The organism is Microbacterium sp. As-52 (assembly GCF_049949185.1).
Taxonomy (GTDB): domain Bacteria; phylum Actinomycetota; class Actinomycetes; order Actinomycetales; family Microbacteriaceae; genus Microbacterium; species Microbacterium maritypicum_A.
The window spans coordinates 1232674-1251694 of the sequence record NZ_CP188171.1 but is presented as its reverse complement, the minus strand read 5'-3'; the positions used below and the strand labels follow the sequence as shown (position 1 = coordinate 1251694).

Genomic DNA, 19021 nt, shown 5'->3' with positions numbered 1-19021 from the left:
ATCGCGGATCCGCACGTTGGCAGGATTCCTGCCCGCATTCGCCCGAATTCGCGCGACCGCACCTCACGTACCCCGCTCGTGGTGCTCCCGAGTGCACGGGAACTCGCCGAGCGAACGGGGTATCCGCGTCGGGAAGCCGTGCACTCGTCGAGACCCCGTGCGCTCGGCGGAGCGGGCACACAGAGGGGGCGGGACGGGCCGGCGGGGCAGGGGCGGGGCGCGGAGGGCTACTCGGCGACGCGAGCGGCGATGTCGGTGCGGTAGTGGGAGCCGTCGAGATGAATGCGGGCGATCGCCTCGTACGCGCGGTCGCGCGCGGTGCGGAAGTCGGAAGCCACCGCCACCACGTTCAGTACACGGCCTCCCGTCGCGATGAGCGATCCGCCGGGAGCATCCGGGCTCGCGGTCGCGGCGTGCACGATGCGGACGCCCTCGACGGCCGCGGCTTCCGCGAGGCCCTCGATCGGGCGGCCGGTCTGCGGTGCCTCGGGGTATCCCTCGCTGGCCAGCACGACCGTGATGGCGACATCGTCGCTGAACACGGGATCCGGCTGGTCCTCGAGGGTTCCCGAGGCCGCGGCGAACAGCAGGTCCGACAGTGGGGTGACCAGTCGCGGCAGCACGATCTGCGTCTCCGGATCTCCGAAGCGCGCGTTGAACTCGATCACGCGCACGCCGGCGGGAGTGAGGATCAGGCCCGCGTAGAGGAGTCCGATGAACGGCGTGCCCTCTGCGTCGAGCTGGCGCACCACGGGAAGTGCCACGTCGCGCGTGACCTCGTCGACGAAAGCCTGCTCGCTGCCGAACTGCTCGGTGAGCCAGGGCAGCGGCGAGTAGGCGCCCATGCCACCGGTGTTGGGGCCGGCGTCGCCGTCGAGTGCGCGCTTGAAGTCTTGGGCGGGGCTGAGCGCGCGCACGGTGTCGCCGTCGCTCAGGAAGAACAGGGAGACCTCGGGGCCGGACAGGAACTCCTCGATCAGCACCGGGCCGGCGGGAAGATACTGCTCGGCGTGCGCGAGCGCCTCGGCGCGGTCGGACGTGACGATGACGCCCTTGCCCGCAGCCAGACCGTCGGCCTTCACGACGTAGGGAGCGCCGAGATCGTCGAACGCGTTCTCGACCTCTGCCGTGGTGGCGGCGCGCACGGCACGGCCGGTGGGCACGCCGGCGGCATCCATGACCCGCTTCGCGAACGACTTCGAGCCCTCCAGCTGCGCTGCGGCCTTGCCCGGTCCGAACACCGGGATGCCGCGGACGCGCAGGGCATCCGCGACTCCGGCGACGAGCGGAGCTTCGGGGCCCACCACGACGAGGTCGATCGCGTGCTCGTGCGCGAACGCGGTGACTGCGCCGCCGTCCAGCGGATCGACCGAGACGGGGCTCGCATCCTGTGCCATGCCGGCGTTGCCGGGAGCCACGAAGATCTCGTGCTCCGTCTGCTCGGCCCGCAGGGCGAGGATGATCGCGTGCTCACGGGCACCGGAACCGAGGACGAGAATCTTCACCCGTCCAGACTACCGAGGGTCGCGCTCCGGGTTTCGGTGGGGCTCAGAGGTCGACGGTCCGTTCGACGGCAGCATCCCAGGTCACGGTCCAGCCGGCCGCGTCGAAGAGCGCATCGAGCACCATCGCGGTGAAGCCCCAGACGATCGTGCCGTCGACGTCGAACGCCGGGCCCCGGAACGTGTGCCCCATGCGGGTGATCGTCGAGGTGAACCGGGTCTCGGGGGCGAGCAACTGCGCGACGGGAACCCGGAACACCTCGACCGTCTCGGCGTGATCGACCGCCACGACCCGCGACGGCGACTGCCACCATGCCAGGACGGGCGTGACGAGATGGTTGCTCGCGGCGAGCGGGATCTCCGGCAGCGTGGCCAGGATCTCGACTCCCGCCGGATCGAGCCCGGTCTCCTCCTCGGCTTCGCGCAGCGCCGTGGCGACGACGTCGGCATCGTCCGGCTCCACGCGTCCACCGGGGAATGAGACCTGACCGGGGTGGGACGAGAGGGTGGGCGCGCGTCGCTGCAGCAGCACGTCGAGGTCACGGGCGACGGCCGCGTCGGTCGTGGGGGCGGGGATGCGATCGAGTACGCCGAACAGGATGAGCACAGCCGCATCGTGCGCGCTCTGCGGGTCGGCGAGTGGCGGGATCCGCACGCCCCACGAATGGTCGGCGACTGCCGCGAGCAGCTCGGCGCGGGCGCCCTGGGGATGCATGCTCATGCGTCCGAGCATAGGACTCGTCGCGCGCGGTCGGTCGTAGTCTGGAGAGATGGCCAGGAAGATCGACATCGTCGACGGACGCGCGGCTCTCGATGCCGTCCGCTCCGCGGATGCCTCGGGCGTGAAGCCGCAGCGCACCGATCTCGCCACCGCCGTGCGCTATCTGCTGCAGCTGCTCGACGAGAAGGCGCCGGGCAACAGCGTGGAGGTGCGAGTGCCTCCCTTCGGTGCGGTGCAGGTCATCCAGGGGCCTCGACACACCCGTGGCACGCCGCCGAACGTGGTGGAGATGGATGCGGCGACCTGGATCGCCGTGTCCACCGGCACGGAGCGATGGGCGGATGCCGCAGACGGCGGACGCATCCACGCTTCGGGCACGCGCGCCGACTTGAGCGACGTGCTGCCGGTGCGTCCCTAGCGCAGCCCCACGGGACGCGCCTGAGGCACACGGAGCCGCCCCGCGGTCACCGGGATCGCGGGCGGCTCCGTGTGGCCGGCGGTCGCGTGTCAGGCCAGCTGCGACCGGAACGCCTTCGCAGCACCCATGAGCTCTTCCACCCGTGCGCGGTCGGCGCGGTTCTCGAACCTGCCGTCGTGCTTGAAATAGGTGCCCACGACGGCCCCGTCGGCCACTGCCAGCTGGTCGGCGACGTTGGAGGCGCGCACTCCGGTGTTGACGAATACCGGCACGTCTCCGGCGTTCTCCTTCACGATGGCCAGCGACTGCGTGTCAGTGGGGGCGCCGGCGGTGAGCCCGGAGACGCAGAGGGCATCGGGGTTGGTCGCGAACACCGTGGAGCGGGCGATGGACCCGAGGTCGCGCTCGGCGAGGTAGGCGGCCGACTCCGGCACGATGTTGAACAGCAGCTTCACGTTCGATGCGCCGATGCGGTGTCGGTGGCGCGCGACCTCACCGACGTTCGTGTTCCAGAGGCCGAAGTCGCTGGCGTAGACGCCGGTGAAGATCTCACGAACGAACGCCGCATCGGTGGCGGTGGCGAGATCGATGGAGGCGCGGCCGTCCCAGAGCACGTTCACGCCGAAAGGCACGGCGAGGTCGCCCTGCAGCGCGCCGATGATGCGAGCCATGCTGATCGCGGTGATCGGCTCGGTCTTCGTGAGGTACGGGAGGCTGAATTCGTTGGAGATGAGCACGGCATCGACGCCGCCGCTCTGCAGCGCGTCGAGCTCGCCCTTGGCGCGATTCACGATCGCGGCCATTCCGGCCGCGGTGTCGTAGCCGGGGTCGCCGGGGAGCGGGGCCAGATGCAGCATCGCCACGATCGGCTTCTGCGTGCCGAACACCTCGGGGAGCCAGTTGGGCATGTCTTTCCTCGTTTCTTCGGAATGGATCACAAACTCTGTGAAAGATTCACGATGAGCAAAGCACAAGTTACTCATTCACACAAGCGTGTCGCCTAAGGTGGGATCTGCCACACGAGGAGGTCGGGATGGAAGCCCATGAGCGCCGCGCGCTGATCGAACAGCGGGTCCTCTCTGATGGGGAGGCCGAGTTCAAGGCCCTCGCGCTGGAGTTCGACGTCTCCGAGATGACCATTCGGCGCGACCTGGAACTCCTCGAGGAGCGCGGCAGCGTGCGCCGGGTTACCGGTGGTGTGATCGCCGCCCACGGGACGGCGGTGGAGCCCGGATTCAACTCTCGGGCGTTGATGGGCGCACGCGAGAAGATCAATATCGCGGCAGCGGCCGTCGCCCATCTCAATCACGGCGAGACCGTCGTCCTCGACAGTGGCAGCACCGCCCTCGCGGTGGCCAGGGCCATCGTCGGCAAAGGCCTCGGACTCACGGTCGTCACGCCGAGCATCCTCGTCGCGCTCGAGCTCCATGACGAGCCGAACACCACGATCCTCGTCACCGGCGGGAGGGTGCGTCCCGGCGAACTCAGCCTGGTCGGAGCCGAGTCGATCGAGGCCTTCAAGCGCTACAACTGCGACGTCTACGTCATGGGCGTCTCCGGCGTCGATGGCAAGCGCGGTCTCTCCGACTACAGCAACGAGGAGGGAGCGGTGAAGCGCGCGGCGATCGAAGCCTGTGACCGCGTCATCGTCGTCGCCGACGCGTCGAAGCTCGGCCGGGTGCACCTGACGAATGTCGCGGGTCCCGGCGAGGTCGACCTGCTGGTCACCGACGGAGCGGTGGACCATCCCGCGCTCGTCGGCCTGCGTGCGGCCGGTGTGCAGATCGAAGCCGTTCCCGCGCTCTAGCTGCGTCGTTCCTTCGGTCTCGCCGTTGCGCAACGGTTGCGCAACGGGTGTGAGATTTCGCATTGACAACCGGCGGGATCACGTTTTACTGTTCCACAGCGATGAGATTTCTTCCCATTCCTCCGTGGGGGTGGTGGAAACTAACACTGGTTCACACACGAAGGAGTGGAACATGCGTAAGACGAAGTTGCTTGCAGGTGTCGGATTCGGTGCCGTGGCGATGCTCGCCCTCGCCGGCTGCGGTCAGGTCGGCGGCAGCACCGGTGGTGGCGATACCGGCGGAAGCGCGGAAGACGGCGCGATGGTCACCGTAGTCAAGATCTCGGGTGTCGGCTGGTTCGACCGTATGGAGGTCGGCGTCAAGGAGTTCGCCGAGGAAACCGGGATCGACGCCCGCCAGGAGGGTGCGGACGACGCCAGCCCCGAGAAGCAGATCCAGATCATCCAGGACCTGATCGCCCAGTCGCCCGCCGCGATCACGGTCGTCCCCAACTCGCCAGAGGCGCTGGAGTCCGTGCTCAAGCAGGCCAGGGACCAGGGGATCATCGTCGTCGCCCACGAGGCTGCAGGCATCAAGAACGCCGACATCGACATCGAGGCGTTCGACAACCGGGCCTATGGCGCGAAGATCATGGACAACCTCGCCGAGTGCATGGGCGACTCGGGACAGTACGTCTCCTTCGTCGGAGGCCTCACGGCCAAGACCCACATGGACTGGGTGGGCGGCGCCTACGACCAGCAGCAGGCGGAGTACCCCGACCTGACACGTGTCGAGGAGCCGGTCGAGAGCAAGGAAGACGAGAACGTCGCCTACCAGCGGGCGAAGGAGCTGCTCGCGAAGTACCCCGACATCAAGGGCTTCCAGGGGTCGGCCGGCACCGACGTCGCCGGTATCGCCCGCGCCGTGCAGGAGGCCGGTCTGGAGGATCAGGTCTGCGTGATGGGCACCAGCATCCCGTCCGTGGCGAAGAAGTACATCGTCGACGGCTCGATCGACAAGATCTTCTTCTGGGACCCGGCGATGGCCGGCAAGGCGCAGCTCAAGATCGCGCAGCTGCTCGTCGACGGCGAGAAGATCACCGACGGCACCGACCTCGGCATCGAAGGCTACAACTCGCTGAAGAAGCTCGACGGCTTCGACAACGTCTACGTGGGTGACGCCGCCGTCATCGTCGACAAGGACAACGTCGACGACTACGACTTCTGACCCGACGTCCACCACGACTCAGGGCGGGGTCGCCAGCGTGCGGCCCCGCCCCGGAGGAAGAACATGAACGCAGAACAGGCGCAGCCGGCGCCCGAGGCGGGGCACGCACCCGAGCCCAGGCCCGTTCTCGAGGTCACAGGGGTGCGGAAGGTGTTCGGTGGGGTCGTCGCACTCGACGACGTCGCGATCACCCTCTACCCCGGGCGGGTGCACTGCCTGGCCGGCGAGAACGGATGCGGCAAATCCACGCTCATCAAGATCATCAGCGGGGTCGAGAAGCCGGAGGCGGGGGAGATCCTGCTCGATGGCGAACCGCTCACCCATCTCTCGCCGACGCAGGCCCTGCGCGCCGGCATCCAGGTCATCTACCAAGACTTCTCGCTCTTCCCCAACCTGACCGTGGCCGAGAACATCGTGCTCCCGGCCGCGATCGCCGCGCGGCGCAAGCTCTACAGCTCGAAGAAGCGGCGTCCCGAGGCGCAGCGCATCGTCGAGGAGCTGGGGCTCACCCTCGACCTCGACACCGATGTCGAACGGCTCTCGGTCGCCGACCGGCAGCTCACCGCGATCTGCCGGGCGCTCGTGCAGGATGCCAGGGTCATTTTCATGGATGAGCCGACCACGGCTCTCACCCACTCCGAGGTCGAGCGGCTCTTCACTCTCGTGCGCCGACTGCAGCAACGCGGCGTCGCCCTGGTGTTCGTCAGCCACAAGCTCGACGAGGTATTGCAGGTGTCGCAGGACATCACGGTGCTGCGTTCAGGGCGCCTGGTCGCGAACGGTCCGGCCGACGAGTTCGACGTGGCCTCCCTCACCCATGCCATGACCGGCCGTGCGGTGGATGACTCGCGCGTCGTCGTCGAGGTCGACGAGGAGGCTGAGCCGCTGCTGCGTGTGGAGCACCTCGATCTGCCTGGCGCCTTCACGGATGTCTCCTTCGACCTGCAGCCGGGCGAGATCCTCGGCCTCACCGGATTGCTCGGCTCGGGCCGTGGTGAGATCGCCGATGCGCTGTTCGGCCTGCTCACTCCACAGTCCGGAACCGTCACCGTCGGCGGCCGCGCCGTGCGACCAGGCAGCATCCGGGCATCCGTCGACGCGGGCATCGGATACGTGCCGGAGGACCGGCTCACCCAGGGCCTGTTCCTCGACAAGTCGATCTCCGACAACATCATCGCGGGCTCCCTGAGCGAGCACGCGGTCGGCAAGGTGCTGCTGAGTCGAAAGCGCACCGCCGAGACCATCTCCCGACTGTTCTCGCGCCTGCGCATCAAGGCGCCGAGCGTCGAGGCGCCCGTGCGATCGCTGTCCGGCGGCAATGCGCAGCGCGTCGTACTGGCCAAGTGGCTCGCGACCAAGCCGCGGGTGCTGATCCTGAACGGACCGACGGTCGGTGTCGACGTGGGGTCGAAGGAAGAGATCCTGCAGATCCTCCGCGAGGCAGCGAACGACGGGATGGGCGTGATCATGATCTCCGACGACGTGCCCGAACTCGTCTCGCTCTGCAACCGCGTGCTCGTGGTGCGCCGCGGCGAGATCGTCTCACGACTGGCCGGCGACGAGATCGCCGCGCCTCGAATCCAGGAGGTGATGGCCGCGTGAGCGCCACCGACGCCCGCATCCGCCTTCCCCGCATCGGACGCATGTCGAACGAGCTCGTGCTCGCGAGCATCATCCTCGTCCTGGTGATCGTGATGTGCGCCGTGAACCCCGCCTTCTTCAGCGTGCACACGCTGTTCTCCATCCTGCGCTCCACTCTGGTGCCGATGGTCTTCGCGCTCGCGGTGCTCTTCGTGATCATCTCCGGCGGCATCGATGTGTCGTTCGCTGCCATCGGCATCTTCGCCGCCTACACGACCGTGTCACTCGCCCAGGGCGGAACCCTCGACTTCGGACTGATCGGCATCCTCTCGTTCGCGATCGTGATCGGTGGCGCCCTCGGGTTCGTCAACGGCATCGTGATCGCCCGGTTCCGGCTCCCCACCCTGATCGTGACTCTCGCGACGCAGGGCATCTTCAAGGGCGTGCTGCTCGCCTACATCGGCTCCAAGTACATCGCCGAGCTGCCGGATGGCATCTCCTGGCTGTCGACGGCGAACCTCATCTCGATCGAGTCGACCCGCGCCTATCTGCCGATGCTGATCGTGCCGGTCGTGCTGCTCGTGATCGGTGCCGCGTTCGTTCTGCGCCGTACGATGTTCGGCCGCGGCATCTACGCCATGGGCGGCGACCTGGAGGGGGCGCGACGGGCCGGCTTCCCGGTCGTGCGCCTGCAGATCATGCTCTACGTGCTCGTCGGGGCGGTCGCTGCGATCGGCGGACTCATCCACGTCGTGCTCGGGCGCAGCGCCAACCCGCAAGACCTGGTCGGCACCGAGCTCGACGTGATCGCCGCGGTCGTGCTCGGCGGGGCCTCGATCTTCGGCGGACGCGGCACCGTCACCGGCACCGTGCTCGGCGTGCTGCTGGTGCAGATCATCAACAACAGTCTCATCCTGATGGGCGTGCCCACGGCCTGGCAGCGTGCCGCCGTCGGGTTCCTGCTGGTGATCGGCGTGGGGATCCAGGCCGTCATGGCCCGCCGCGCCTCTCGTCGGACGTTCGTCCTCGACACGGTGAAGGAGTGACCATGCCTCAGACGACCCCTCCCGGGCAGTTCGCCCGGATGAACGACCAGGTCGATCGGTCGGTGCGGTCATTGCTCGGCCGTATCCACGTGAATCGTGGCGTCGGCCGGATGCTGGTGCTGTTCGCACTCGCGTTCGGACTGTTCGCGATCCTGAACCCGAGGGTCTTCCTCAATCCGATCAACCTGCAGAACATGATGGTCGCCTCGCCCGAGGTCGGCATCCTCGCCATCGCCATGGCGCTCGCCATGCTCACCGGAGGGATCGATCTGTCACTGGTGGCGATCGCGAACCTCTCGGCGATCACCGTCAGCACGATGTTCACGGCGATCGCCAGCAGCGATCCGGCGACCGCCGAGTCGATGGGCGGCCTCATCGCCCTGGTCGGCGTCCTGGTCGGCGCGCTCGCGGGAGCCGTCAACGGCTTCCTGATCGCGACGGTAGGCATCACGCCTATCCTCGCGACGCTGGCCACGATGCAGATCTTCAACGGCATCGCGATCGTCTGGACCGGGGGCACCACGCTCTACGGCACCCCGGCGGTGCTCTCCACGGTCGGGCAGGCGACGGTCGGCGGCATCCCTCTTCTGTTCCTCGAATTCCTCGTGGTCGCTGTTCTGATCGGGGTGCTGATCACGCGTACGCCGTTCGGACGACGCACACAGCTGCAGGGGGCGAACTCGACGGCCGCGATGTACTCCGGCATCCGCAGCACGAGCGTGCTCTACGGCACGTACGTGACGACGGGTGTGCTCGGTGGCATCGCGGGTCTGGTGTTCCTCTCCCGCAACCCGACGGCGAGCGCCGACTACGGCACGTCGTACGTGCTGCTCGTGATCGTGATCGCGGTGCTCGGCGGCACGAACCCCACCGGCGGGTTCGCGACCATCACCGGAGTGGTCCTCGCGACGCTCGTGCTGCAGGTCGTGCAGTCCGGCTTCACGGCGATCCGGCTCTCGGCCTACGAGTACGCGATCGCGCAGGGGGTGATCCTGATCGCGGTGATGGTGTTCGATCAGGTGAGGGTCAAACGAAGGCCGCGCCGGGCACCCAGCAGTCAGACCGAGACGATCGCGCTCGCAGAGATCCCCCGGGCCTGACCCGCGCATCCGAAAGGCATCCTGATGGAACTGTTCCTCGGCATCGATGTCGGAACCTATGAGACCAAGGGCGTGCTGATCGATGCCACAGGTCACGTGCACGCCGAGGCGCGCGTCCGGCACGGGATCAGCACTCCCGCGCCTGGCATGGTCGAACAGGATGCCGATGCAGTGTGGTGGCACGATGTCGTCGAGGTCGCCTCGACGCTACGGAAGGCGATGCCGGATGCCGTGATCGCCGCGGTCGCCTGCAGCGCGATCGGTCCGTGCGTGCTGCCGGTCGATGCCGAGCTGCGTCCGCTGCGCCCGGCCATCCTCTATGGGGTCGACACCAGGGCCACTGCGGAGATCGACATCCTCGAGACGCGCCTCGGGCGCGAGGAGATCTTCCGGCGGGCGGGCAATGCGCTGACGAGTCAGTCCGCGGGCCCGAAGATCCTGTGGATCGAGCGCAACGAACCAGCAGTCGCCGCACGCACCCGGTGGTATCTCACCAGTCAGAGCTATCTGGTCGCGCGCCTTACCGGCGAAGTCGTGATCGACCACGCGACGGCGGGGTACTTCCACCCTGGCTATGACCTCGCTCGGCTCGACTGGGGCCTCGATGGGATCGACGACCTGATCCGCCCGGAGACTCTGCCCCGGCTCGGGTGGTCGACGGATGTCGCGGGCACGGTCACAGCCGCGGCGGCCATGGCGACCGGCATCCCCGAGGGCACTCCGGTGCTGGTGGGCACGACGGATGCCGTCGCCGAGGCGGTCGGCGCATCGGTCGTGGCCACCGACGACCTGATGCTCATGTACGGATCGAGCGGGTACTTCATCCGCGTGACCGACGAGCCGCATGCGGATCCGCGGCTGTGGGCGGCGCCGTTCGCTTTGCCCGGGCGTTATGTCCTCGCTGCCGGAACCTCGACGGCGGGCACGGCGACGCGATGGATCGCCGACATGCTCGGACTCGACGACGGCGACGGCGACACGGCGATGTTCGGGCGCCTGATGGAACTCGTGCGCTCAGCGCCGCCGGGCGCGAACGGCGTGCTGCACCTGCCGCATTTCAGCGGGGAGCGCACACCCCTGCACGACCCCGATGCCAGGGCCTTGTTCAGCGGTCTCACGCTCGCGACCGGTCGTGCCGATCTCGCCCGTGCGGTGGTCGAAGGGGTCGGGGAGTCGATCGCGCTCGCGGTCTCCGCATTGCTCGATGCCGGTGCTGCCGAGCCGCGCGTGGTCGCGATCGGCGGCGGAACGCACAACGAGGTGATGGTGCAGACGGTCAGTGACCTGACGGGTCTTCGTCAGCAGACCGCCGCGACGCTCGGGGCGGCCTACGGGGATGCGATGCTCGCGGCGATCGGCCTGGGTGCCGTGACGGAGAAGCAGGCCGCAAGCTGGGTCGCCTTCTCGGGCGAGGTCGTACCCCAGGAGAATCCCGCCCCGCAGTTGCAGGCCGCCTACGAGAGTTTCCCGAAGACGTACCGCGCCCTGCGCGCGCTGAGAGAGGTGGACTGATGAGCAGGTGGCAGGAACTGGCGGAGCATCTCGCCGAGGTGAACGAGGTCGGCGAGGGCACGAAGGTCTCGGTGTTCGCGACGACCTCCTCGGTGCTCGATGCCGTGGACGCCTTCGTGGAGGAGGTGTATCGCCGGGGCGGGATGCCCCAGGTGCTGCTCGTCGAGGAGAAGTACGACCGGTTCGCGCTCGAACACGCGAGCGAGTCGCTGCTGCGTGAGGCCGCACCGCTCGAGCTGGCTTCGATGGAGTGGGCCGATGTGCACGTCTCGTTCCGAGGTATGGAACCGCCGGCGGAGGAGATCGACGGCGCCAGGCTCAGCCTGCAGCGCGAGGGCAAGGGCCTCGTGTCGACCGCACGCTGGCAGGGCACCAGGTGGACTCTCGTGCGTATTCCCACCCCCGAGTGGGCGGCACTCATCGGTGTGTCCCGAGAGCAGTTGGAGCAGGAGTTCTTCGCCGGCACGCTCGCCGATTGGACAGCGCACCGCGCGCACCTCGAACAGCTCTGCTCCGAGCTGAACCGCACCTCGATGGTCCGCATCCTCGACGACGACACCGATCTGCGCCTGAACTGCGCCGGCCGCACCTGGGTGCCGTTCGCGGGGGAGGCGAATCTGCCCGACGGCGAGGTCGCCACCGCTCCGGTGGAAGACGGCGTCGACGGGCACATCACGTTCCCCGGTTCGTTCTGGTTCGGCGGGGCGACCATCTCCGACCTCCGGCTCGAATTCGTGGCAGGGCGGGTGGAGAAGGTGTCGGCCACCCGCGGCCTCGCCCTCGTGGAGCGCATCCTCGAGGCCGACGGCGCCCGCCGCGTGGGCGAGCTCGGCATCGGCACCAACCCGCATGTGCAGACGATGACCGGCGACCTGCTGATCGACGAGAAGATCCTCGGCACGGTGCACATCGCGCTCGGCCGCTCCTACCCGCAGTGCGGGGGCAAGAACGAGTCGGCCATCCACTGGGACATCGTGAAGGACCTGCGGTCCTCTGGCAGGCTCGAGGCCGACGGGCGGGTGCTCATCGACCGCACGACCTACGATCCGATCCTCTCCGGGCAGGAGCACTGACATGCGCAAGATCATCAACGACCCTCAGACGTTCGTAGACGAGACGCTCGAAGGCATCCTCCTCGCGCACCCCGACGAGCTGCGGGCGGTCACGGCGGACCGACGTGCGCTGGCGCGGACGGATGCTCCGGCACCGGGGCGCGTCGGCATCGTCACGGGTGGCGGTTCGGGGCACCTGCCGTTCTTCCTCGGCTACGTCGGTCGCGGCCTGTGCTCGGCGGTCGCCGTGGGGAACGTCTTCTCCTCGCCGAGCTCCGCCCAGATCCATGCCGCGTCCGTCGCCGTGCACTCCGACGCCGGACTCCTCTACCTCTACGGAAACTACGGCGGCGACGTGCTGAACTTCGACATCGCCGCCGAGCGCTGCCGTGCCGAGGGCATCGAGGTGCGCACGGTGCTCGGTGCCGACGACATCCAGTCCGCGCCGACCGATCGCGCGGACTCCCGCCGTGGTGTGGCAGGGCTCGTGCTCGTCTACAAGGTCGCGGGGGCGATGGCCGACCGCGGGGCCTCCCTCGACGAGGTCGAGCGGGTGACCCGCAAGGCGTCGGAGTCGACCCGCACCATGGGTGTCGGCCTGTCGCCGACCGTGCTCCCGTCAGCGGGGGAGGAGACCTTCACGCTCGATGAGGGCGAGATGGAGATCGGTGTCGGCATCCACGGAGAGCGCGGCACCCACCGCGGCCCGTTGGAGACGGCAGATGCGATCACCGACCGGTTCCTGGCTGAGATCGGGACGGAGCTCGACCTGACCGAGGGGCGCCGAGTGGCCGTGCTCGTGAACGGGTTGGGCTCGACGCCGCTCGAAGAGCTCTACGTGATGTATCGGCGGGTGCATCACACGCTCGCGGACGCCGGGGTGACCATCGGCTACCGGCTCATCGGGGAGTACGTAACAAGCCTGGAGATGGCCGGAGCCTCGCTGTCGATCATGCAGCTCGACGACGAGTTGGAGGAGCTGCTGCACGACCCGGCGGGATCACCGTTCTTCCGTCAGGGGGCGGCTCCGGTGGGGCGCGTGCTCATGGCCGAGACCGCCGTTGACGAAGACGCGGCCACGGTCGAGGTGACCCTGGCCGGATCCCGCAGCGACCTGCGCGACCTGCTCCTGACCGTGCTGCCGCAGATGGAGCGGCACCGCGAAGAGCTCCGCACCCTGGATGCCGCGCTCGGCGACGGCGACCTCGGTGTCACGGTCGCGGTCGGCAGCGCGGCGGTCGCCGATGCACTGCGACAACTTCCGGATGACCTCGACGCCCGCAGCATCCTGCGCGCGGCGGGTGATGCGTTCGCCGCAGCGAACCCCTCGACCTTCGCGGCGCTGCTCGGAAGCGGCCTGCTCGCCGCTGCGGAGCAGGTGCCGCAGGGGATCCACCTCGATCGCGCTGGCCTCGTCGACATCGTGCAGACGGTGGCGGCGACGATCGGCGCGCAGGGCGGGGCCGTGCGCGGCGACAAGACCGTCATCGACGTGCTGCTCCCCGTCGCGGAAGCGCTGGAGGCCGGAGCGGATGCGGCCGGAGCATCGGAGGCGGCGCTCGCCGCGGTCACCGAGAGCAGCGGATGGCAGTCTCGGCGTGGTCGCGCGGGCTGGCAGCAGGAGCGCTCGGTCGGTCACGCGGATCCCGGCTCGGTCGCCGTGGCACGGTTCCTCGAGGAGGTCGTGAGAGAGCAGCAGGGCACAGGTCAGACCGGCGTCTAGGGCGCGGTGCGGGTCAGCCCCGCCGGCGACTCGCGATCTCGTCGGCGAGCTCCTGAACACGGACGGGGTCGGCGTCTTCGGCGAGGGCGACGTAGTGGTCCATGACCGCCGGACGGTAGCGCACCGGCATCGTCTGCCCGGCGGCGAGTCGGGTGAGCGCGGTGATCGTGAGGTCTTCGTCCGCGATGCCGCGGAACGAGATGCCGTCGGCGGTCTCCACATCGAGCATCAGGACCACGCGGGGACTGCCGTCGCTGCTGACCTCCCGCCAGTCGACGAGAACGCCGAGCGCGAGCGTGCCTGTGCGCAGTTCCGCATTGCGCCTGCGTGCCTCACCGCTCAGGAGCGGGTTCGGGGCGACGCCGGGGAAGTCGGGTCCGACGCCGAGCGATTTCCGACTCAGGTCGGGACGGAGCTGCTCCATCAGGTCGTCGAGCTTCTGCTTCCTCTTCTTCGAACCGAACACCAGAGCCCTCCCTCGCGCCGGTGCCCGGATCTCGGCCTGGCGCTTCGCCTCACCGCGATTGTAGGGGCGCGGGTCCCCGTCCAGCCCCGTTCGGGTGAGAGATCGCGGGCTTTCGGATCGGTCTACGCGACCGGCAGGTGCGGTGGATGGGCGACGATGCCGCCCCGCATCGTCGCCGGACGCTTCACGATGAGCCCTGCCTCTTCGGCGATGAGCGCGCCCGCTGCCCAGTCGAACTCGTACAGGTCGGTTTCGATGAAGGCGTCGACGCTGCCCTCTGCGACCAGGCACAGTCCGAGCGCGGCAGACCCGATGCTGCGCAGATCCGTGAACGCCGACATGCGCGTCGGGAGCTCCGCGAGCTGCCGCGCCCGCTGCTCGGGGTCGTAGGAGAACCCGACGGCGAGCAGCACGGGAGTGGCGTCGGTCGCCGGTCCGCGCAGCCGTCTCCGGATGCCGCCAGACTCGCGGTACGCGCCGAGTCCTGACCCCGCGGAGTAGACGTGATCGAGCTCGGGCGCATGCACGACGCCGGCGAGCCAGGCACCGGAGTCCACGTCCTGCACAGCGACGGACGACCCGTAGTGCGGGAGTCCTCGGACGAAGTTCGAGGTGCCGTCGAGCGGGTCGATCGACCAGCGGAGCGCGGAGCCGGAGCCGGTGGTCGCGTACTCCTCGCCCGACACCTCGTCGTCGGGGCGATGCTCGGCGATGACGGCGCGGATGGCACGTTCGGCCCGCAGATCGATCTCGGTGACCACGTCGCCGGATGCGCCCTTGGTGCGGAGTCCCAGTCCATCGGAGGAGGCGTCGCGATCCCTCGCCGCCTCGGCGAGCACGGCGGCTCCGGCTGAGGCCGCGGAGAGGGCGATGTCGAGCAGGTCGGATGCAGACGGCATGGCGATATCGGTCCTCCGGTGGGCGACCCTCCAGCATAGCGCCGGCCGGCTCACGCGGAGGGGGTCAGGCGCGGTCGTGGAGGGTGATCCGGTATCCGTCCGGGTCGGCGAAGGTGAAGGTGCGCCCGAAAGGTCCATCGATCGGGTCCGCGACGATCGTGTGGCCATCGGCGAGGAGTGCATCGTGGATGGCCTGGACGTCGGTGGCGTGGAGCCAGATCGCGGTGCCGATGCCGGGCTGGTCGATGTCGGTCAGGTCGGTGCCCGGTGCGACGTCGCGGAGGGCGAACGCGATGGGGGTCGTCTCGAAGACGACGGCGTGAGGCGGTCCTGCCGGGGAGCGGACGAGGCCGAGGTAGTGCTCGTAGAACGCCCGCGAGGCGGCGAGATCGCGTGCTTGCAGGGAGATGAAGTCGGGGCCGGTGACAGGCATGGGCAATATCCTTCGTGTTGTGTCAGTTTTCTGACACAGATCAGCGTATGTCAGAATACTGACATGAGTCAAGACCGCGATGGGATCGACCTCGACACCTCACTGGGCTACCTGCTGAAAGAAGCGTCCAGCGCCCTGCGTGCCGCGATGGAAGAGGTGCTGCGCCCGCTCGGGATGACCATCACCCACTACTCCTGCCTCGAACTGCTCTCTCAGCGACCCGGCTTGTCGAACTCCGAGCTCGCACGAGGTGCATTCGTCACGCGACAGTCGATGAACGTGCTGCTGCAGGCGCTGGAGCGGGACGGGTTCGTGACCAGGCCGGCGGAGGCCCCGGTCGGCAAGGCTCTCCCCGCCCGCCTCACCGACCGCGGTCGTGAGAGTCTCGCGAAGGCGACTGCCGCCGTCCGCTCGGTGGAGGTCCGGATGCTGTCCGGGATGACCGAGGACGAGCAGGCGGGAGCGCTGAAGATCCTCCGGAGCATGATCCGCTCGCTGCGGGAGGAGTCCTAGCCCCGGGCGGATCAGCGTCGCGCCACCACCAATGGAACCCCGGTCACGGGGTGCGGGAACACGTCGACCGCCTGGCCGTAGACCTGCTCGATCCGCTCGGCGGTCAGCACCTCGGCCGGAGTGCCCGTCGCCGCGACCCTGCCCTCGGCGAGCAGCGTGACGCGGTCGGCATGCGCGAGGGCGGCATTGAGGTCGTGCAGCACGATGGCGACCGCGATCCCGGCATCCGCGCGTCCGCGGATCAGCCGCATGACGTCTTCGTGGTGCTTCAGGTCGAGAGCCGCGGTCGGTTCGTCGAGCAGCAGGAGGCCGGTGCTCTGGGCGAGCACGCGGGCGAGGGCGACCCTGGCGCGCTCGCCGCCGGACAGCGACGGCACCGCGCGGGCCCGGAGTGCCGTGACCTCGGTCTGCGCCATCGCTGCGGACACCAGCTCGTCGTCGTCCTCGGCCGCCGGGGTGCGTGCCCAGGGCGTCCGCCCCATGCGCACGACCTGCTCAGTGCTGAACGGGAACGTGACGGTGTTCTCCTGCAGCAGCACGGCCCGCTGCTGGGCGAGCACGCGCGGCTTCACTCGGTCAATCGGCCGGCCGTCGAGCTCGACCTTTCCCGCCTGTGCGGCGACGTCGCCGGATAGCACTCCGAACAGGGTGGATTTGCCCGCCCCGTTCGGCCCGACGAGAGCGTGGACCTCTCCGGAGCGGATCGCGATGGACGCGTCGTCGAGGATCGTCCGCCCTTCGCCGACGCGCACGGTGAGTCCCGACCCGCGGAGCCTGACGGTCATGCCCACCCTCCCGAGCGACGACGGGTGCGCACGAGAAGCCATAGGAAGAACGGGCCGCCCACGAGCGAGGTGATCATGCCGATGGGCAGATCGGCGAGCGGCACGGCCGTGCGGGCCACGAGGTCGGCGACCGCGATGAGCAGTGCGCCGCCGAGCGCCGAGGCGATCACGAGCGGCACGTGGGCGGGGCCGATCATCATCCGCATCAGGTGTGGCACGACGAGACCGGCGAATCCGATGATCCCGGCGAAGGCGACCGCCGCGCACACCAGCAGCGCGACCGTTACGATCACCACGATCCGCAGCAGCTCGACATTGACGCCGAGGTGTCGCGCGGTGCGCTCGCCGAGCGCGAAGAGATCCAGGCTCGGTGCGACGATCAGCGCGACCGCCGCACCGATCAGCACGAGCGGTGCGACGAGCTGGATGTTCGACCACAGCGCGCCGTTCAGCGACCCGAGCTGCCAGAACACGATCTGCTCGCGGGTGGATGTGGTGCCGAGGAAAGTGAAGAAGGCCATGCCGGCACCGGCGATCGCATTGATGGCGATACCGGTGAGCAGGAGGGTCACGACCTCGGTGCGACCTCCGGAGCGACTGATGAAGTACACCGAGAACACCGCGACCAGGCCCCCGAGGAATGCGAACGCGGGCGTGGTCCACATGCCGAAGGTCGCGAGTCCGAACGTGATGCTCGCCGCTGCGCCGAGCGCCGCGCCCGAGGAGACGCCGACCACGCCCGCGTCCGCGAGCGGGTTGCCGAAGATCGCCTGCATGAGCACACCCGAGACCGCGAGGGCGGCGCCGACGAGGAGGCCGAGCACGATGCGGGGCATGCGCAGGGTGAAGATCACGCCGTAGTCGGTGGAAGCCGACGGAGCCCACGCGGTGTCGACCCCGACGCCGCGCAGGAGCACGCCGATGAGGGAGGCGGGGGAGAGGTCGTACTGCCCGCTCGTGATCGACACGATGCACGTGATCGCGAGCGCGATCACCAGGCCCACCGTCACCAGGGTGAAGCGCAGGCCCCGGTGCCTCGTCGGAGTCGGGGTGACGACCTCCCCGGTCACTTCGCGGGCTCGGGGGCGTACAGGGCGCGGGCCAGAGCGCCGATCACGTCGGCGGTGCGCGGACCGAAGCTCAGGATCTCGCTGTCGGCCATGTCGATCACGCGACGGTTCGCACCGGCGGGGGTCTGCGCCACGGCGGGGATCCGCTCGATCAGCCCGTCGATGCCGCCCACGGATTCGAGCCCGTCGGTCATCATCACCAGCACGTCGGGCTGCGCGGCGACGAGGGCCTCGGCGGTCATCGGCTTCATGCCCTCCCACCCGATCTCGGCCGCCACATCGACCCCGCCCACCGCGTCGATCAGCGAGTCGGCTCCGGAGTCCTCTCCGAAGATGTAGTAGACGTTCGCGCTGCCGCGGACGTAGAGGAACAGCATCCGGGCGCGATCGGCTTCGTCGGCGGGAACGATATCGGCGATCTCCGCGAGCGTCTCGTCGACCGAGGCGTCCAGTCGATCGATGAGCGCTTCCCCGCGGCGAGGCACGCCGAGCGCGGTGGCGATCTCGGTCACGAGTGCGTCGGTGGTGTCGAGCCGACGGTCGCTGGAGATCACGACGACGGCGATGCCCGCGTCGCGCAACTGCTGACGCACCTCCTTCGGGCCGATCGTGGTGTCGGTGAGGACGACGGTCGGGGCCAGCTCGAGGATCGCCTCGGCGTTGAGCGTGTGGCCGGTCTTGGTCACGACGGGAAGGTCTTCGGTGCCGGCGAAGACGGTGGAGACGTCGCGACCGACGACCTGATCGCCGAGCCCGAGTGCGAACACGGTCGACGCGATCGTGCCCGAGATGTCGATCGGGAGGATCCGGTCGATATCGGTGATCTCGATCTCGTGGCCTTCGCTGTCGGTCACCGTCACAGGCAGCGTCGGAGCGCTGTCGTCGTCGACGGGCGCGATCGCGTGGGTCGAGAGGCAGGCGGTGGATGGGCCGGTGTGCGCGCGGACGTCGTCGATCAGATCGAGTGCGGCGAGCGGGAGGGATGCCTGGGGGCAGTCGTCGTCGGCGACGGCGGCCGGTGCGGCCGTGCCTCCCGGCTCGGTGCAGGCCGTGAGCCCGACGGCCAACGCGGCGACGAGGAGAAGGGCGGAAGCGCGACGCATTAGGCAAGGCTATCCTAAAACTTGACGCGCGCTGATTCCCCCCTCTACGCTCAGGGTCGGCGGCTTACTTAGCTGAGCCTAAC

The 19021-nt window shown here is 68.9% G+C and carries 19 protein-coding genes; 10 read left to right on the top strand and 9 right to left on the bottom strand.

The features are described 5' to 3' along the window. Window positions 1-227: 227 nt before the first annotated feature. Window positions 228-1505, bottom strand: coding sequence for a phosphoribosylamine--glycine ligase (purD, locus tag ACLFA2_RS05975; RefSeq protein ID WP_426622208.1), 1278 nt, complete (start codon window positions 1503-1505; stop codon window positions 228-230). 43 nt (window positions 1506-1548) lie between these two features. Further along, on the bottom strand, window positions 1549-2223 hold the full coding sequence (locus ACLFA2_RS05970; RefSeq protein WP_081859751.1) for an NUDIX hydrolase: 675 nt from the start codon (window positions 2221-2223) through the stop codon (window positions 1549-1551). 49 nt (window positions 2224-2272) lie between these two features. Between ACLFA2_RS05970 and ACLFA2_RS05965 the strand changes: the two genes are divergently transcribed. Then, a complete protein-coding gene (locus ACLFA2_RS05965; protein WP_021199210.1) occupies window positions 2273-2641 on the top strand; it encodes a sterol carrier family protein in 369 nt (122 codons plus the stop codon). Between the two features lie 89 nt (window positions 2642-2730). On the opposite strand, the gene ACLFA2_RS05960 is transcribed toward ACLFA2_RS05965, so the two are convergent. Beyond that, a complete protein-coding gene (locus ACLFA2_RS05960) occupies window positions 2731-3549 on the bottom strand; it encodes a BtpA/SgcQ family protein (protein ID WP_021199209.1) in 819 nt (272 codons plus the stop codon). Window positions 3550-3674: 125 nt separating this feature from the next. Between ACLFA2_RS05960 and ACLFA2_RS05955 the strand changes: the two genes are divergently transcribed. The 8 genes from ACLFA2_RS05955 (at window position 3675) to ACLFA2_RS05920 (ending at window position 13669) form a co-directional block, all read left to right on the top strand. Next, window positions 3675-4448, top strand: coding sequence for a DeoR/GlpR family DNA-binding transcription regulator (locus ACLFA2_RS05955; RefSeq protein ID WP_021199208.1), 774 nt, complete (start codon window positions 3675-3677; stop codon window positions 4446-4448). A 172-nt stretch (window positions 4449-4620) separates the two neighbouring features. Beyond that, window positions 4621-5655: an autoinducer 2 ABC transporter substrate-binding protein gene (locus tag ACLFA2_RS05950; RefSeq protein ID WP_426622207.1), complete on the top strand. Its 1035-nt coding sequence runs from the start codon at window positions 4621-4623 to the stop codon at window positions 5653-5655. Between the two features lie 63 nt (window positions 5656-5718). Further along, complete coding sequence (locus ACLFA2_RS05945; protein ID WP_021199206.1) at window positions 5719-7257, top strand: sugar ABC transporter ATP-binding protein; 1539 nt, start codon at window positions 5719-5721, stop codon at window positions 7255-7257. Further along, window positions 7254-8282, top strand: coding sequence for an ABC transporter permease (locus ACLFA2_RS05940; RefSeq protein ID WP_021199205.1), 1029 nt, complete (start codon window positions 7254-7256; stop codon window positions 8280-8282). The genes ACLFA2_RS05945 and ACLFA2_RS05940 overlap by 4 nt, the downstream gene beginning before the upstream one ends. A 2-nt stretch (window positions 8283-8284) precedes the next feature. Beyond that, entirely contained in the window at window positions 8285-9382 is a 1098-nt protein-coding gene (locus ACLFA2_RS05935) for an ABC transporter permease (RefSeq protein WP_021199204.1), read from the top strand. A gap of 24 nt (window positions 9383-9406) precedes the next feature. Further along, window positions 9407-10894 carry an FGGY-family carbohydrate kinase gene (locus ACLFA2_RS05930; protein WP_021199203.1) on the top strand — a complete coding sequence of 496 codons (1488 nt, stop codon included), beginning with the start codon at window positions 9407-9409 and terminating at the stop codon, window positions 10892-10894. After that, complete coding sequence (locus tag ACLFA2_RS05925) at window positions 10894-11967, top strand: aminopeptidase (protein WP_021199202.1); 1074 nt, start codon at window positions 10894-10896, stop codon at window positions 11965-11967. The genes ACLFA2_RS05930 and ACLFA2_RS05925 overlap by 1 nt, the downstream gene beginning before the upstream one ends. 1 nt (window position 11968) lies before the next feature. After that, on the top strand, window positions 11969-13669 hold the full coding sequence (locus ACLFA2_RS05920) for a dihydroxyacetone kinase family protein (protein WP_426622206.1): 1701 nt from the start codon (window positions 11969-11971) through the stop codon (window positions 13667-13669). A 13-nt stretch (window positions 13670-13682) separates the two neighbouring features. Here ACLFA2_RS05920 and ACLFA2_RS05915 read toward each other — a convergent pair whose 3' ends face one another. From ACLFA2_RS05915 to ACLFA2_RS05905, 3 genes are all read right to left on the bottom strand, one after another. Next, complete coding sequence (locus tag ACLFA2_RS05915; RefSeq protein WP_021199200.1) at window positions 13683-14135, bottom strand: hypothetical protein; 453 nt, start codon at window positions 14133-14135, stop codon at window positions 13683-13685. 122 nt (window positions 14136-14257) lie between these two features. Then, window positions 14258-15034, bottom strand: a complete 777-nt coding sequence (locus ACLFA2_RS05910) for an inositol monophosphatase family protein (protein ID WP_021199199.1) — start codon at window positions 15032-15034, stop codon at window positions 14258-14260. A 64-nt stretch (window positions 15035-15098) separates the two neighbouring features. Continuing rightward, window positions 15099-15467: a VOC family protein gene (locus tag ACLFA2_RS05905; protein WP_426622205.1), complete on the bottom strand. Its 369-nt coding sequence runs from the start codon at window positions 15465-15467 to the stop codon at window positions 15099-15101. A 63-nt stretch (window positions 15468-15530) separates the two neighbouring features. Between ACLFA2_RS05905 and ACLFA2_RS05900 the strand changes: the two genes are divergently transcribed. After that, entirely contained in the window at window positions 15531-15980 is a 450-nt protein-coding gene (locus tag ACLFA2_RS05900; RefSeq protein WP_426622204.1) for a MarR family winged helix-turn-helix transcriptional regulator, read from the top strand. A gap of 11 nt (window positions 15981-15991) precedes the next feature. Here ACLFA2_RS05900 and ACLFA2_RS05895 read toward each other — a convergent pair whose 3' ends face one another. The 3 genes from ACLFA2_RS05895 to ACLFA2_RS05885 are packed head-to-tail and all read right to left on the bottom strand — an operon-like array spanning window position 15992 to window position 18938. Next, window positions 15992-16765 (bottom strand): heme ABC transporter ATP-binding protein, encoded by a 774-nt coding sequence (locus tag ACLFA2_RS05895; RefSeq protein WP_426622203.1) that lies wholly within the window; start codon window positions 16763-16765, stop codon window positions 15992-15994. Then, entirely contained in the window at window positions 16762-17835 is a 1074-nt protein-coding gene (locus tag ACLFA2_RS05890; protein WP_426622202.1) for a FecCD family ABC transporter permease, read from the bottom strand. The genes ACLFA2_RS05895 and ACLFA2_RS05890 overlap by 4 nt, the downstream gene beginning before the upstream one ends. After that, on the bottom strand, window positions 17832-18938 hold the full coding sequence (locus ACLFA2_RS05885) for a heme/hemin ABC transporter substrate-binding protein (RefSeq protein ID WP_426622201.1): 1107 nt from the start codon (window positions 18936-18938) through the stop codon (window positions 17832-17834). Before ACLFA2_RS05885 ends, ACLFA2_RS05890 begins: the two co-directional genes overlap by 4 nt. Window positions 18939-19021: the final 83 nt, after the last annotated feature.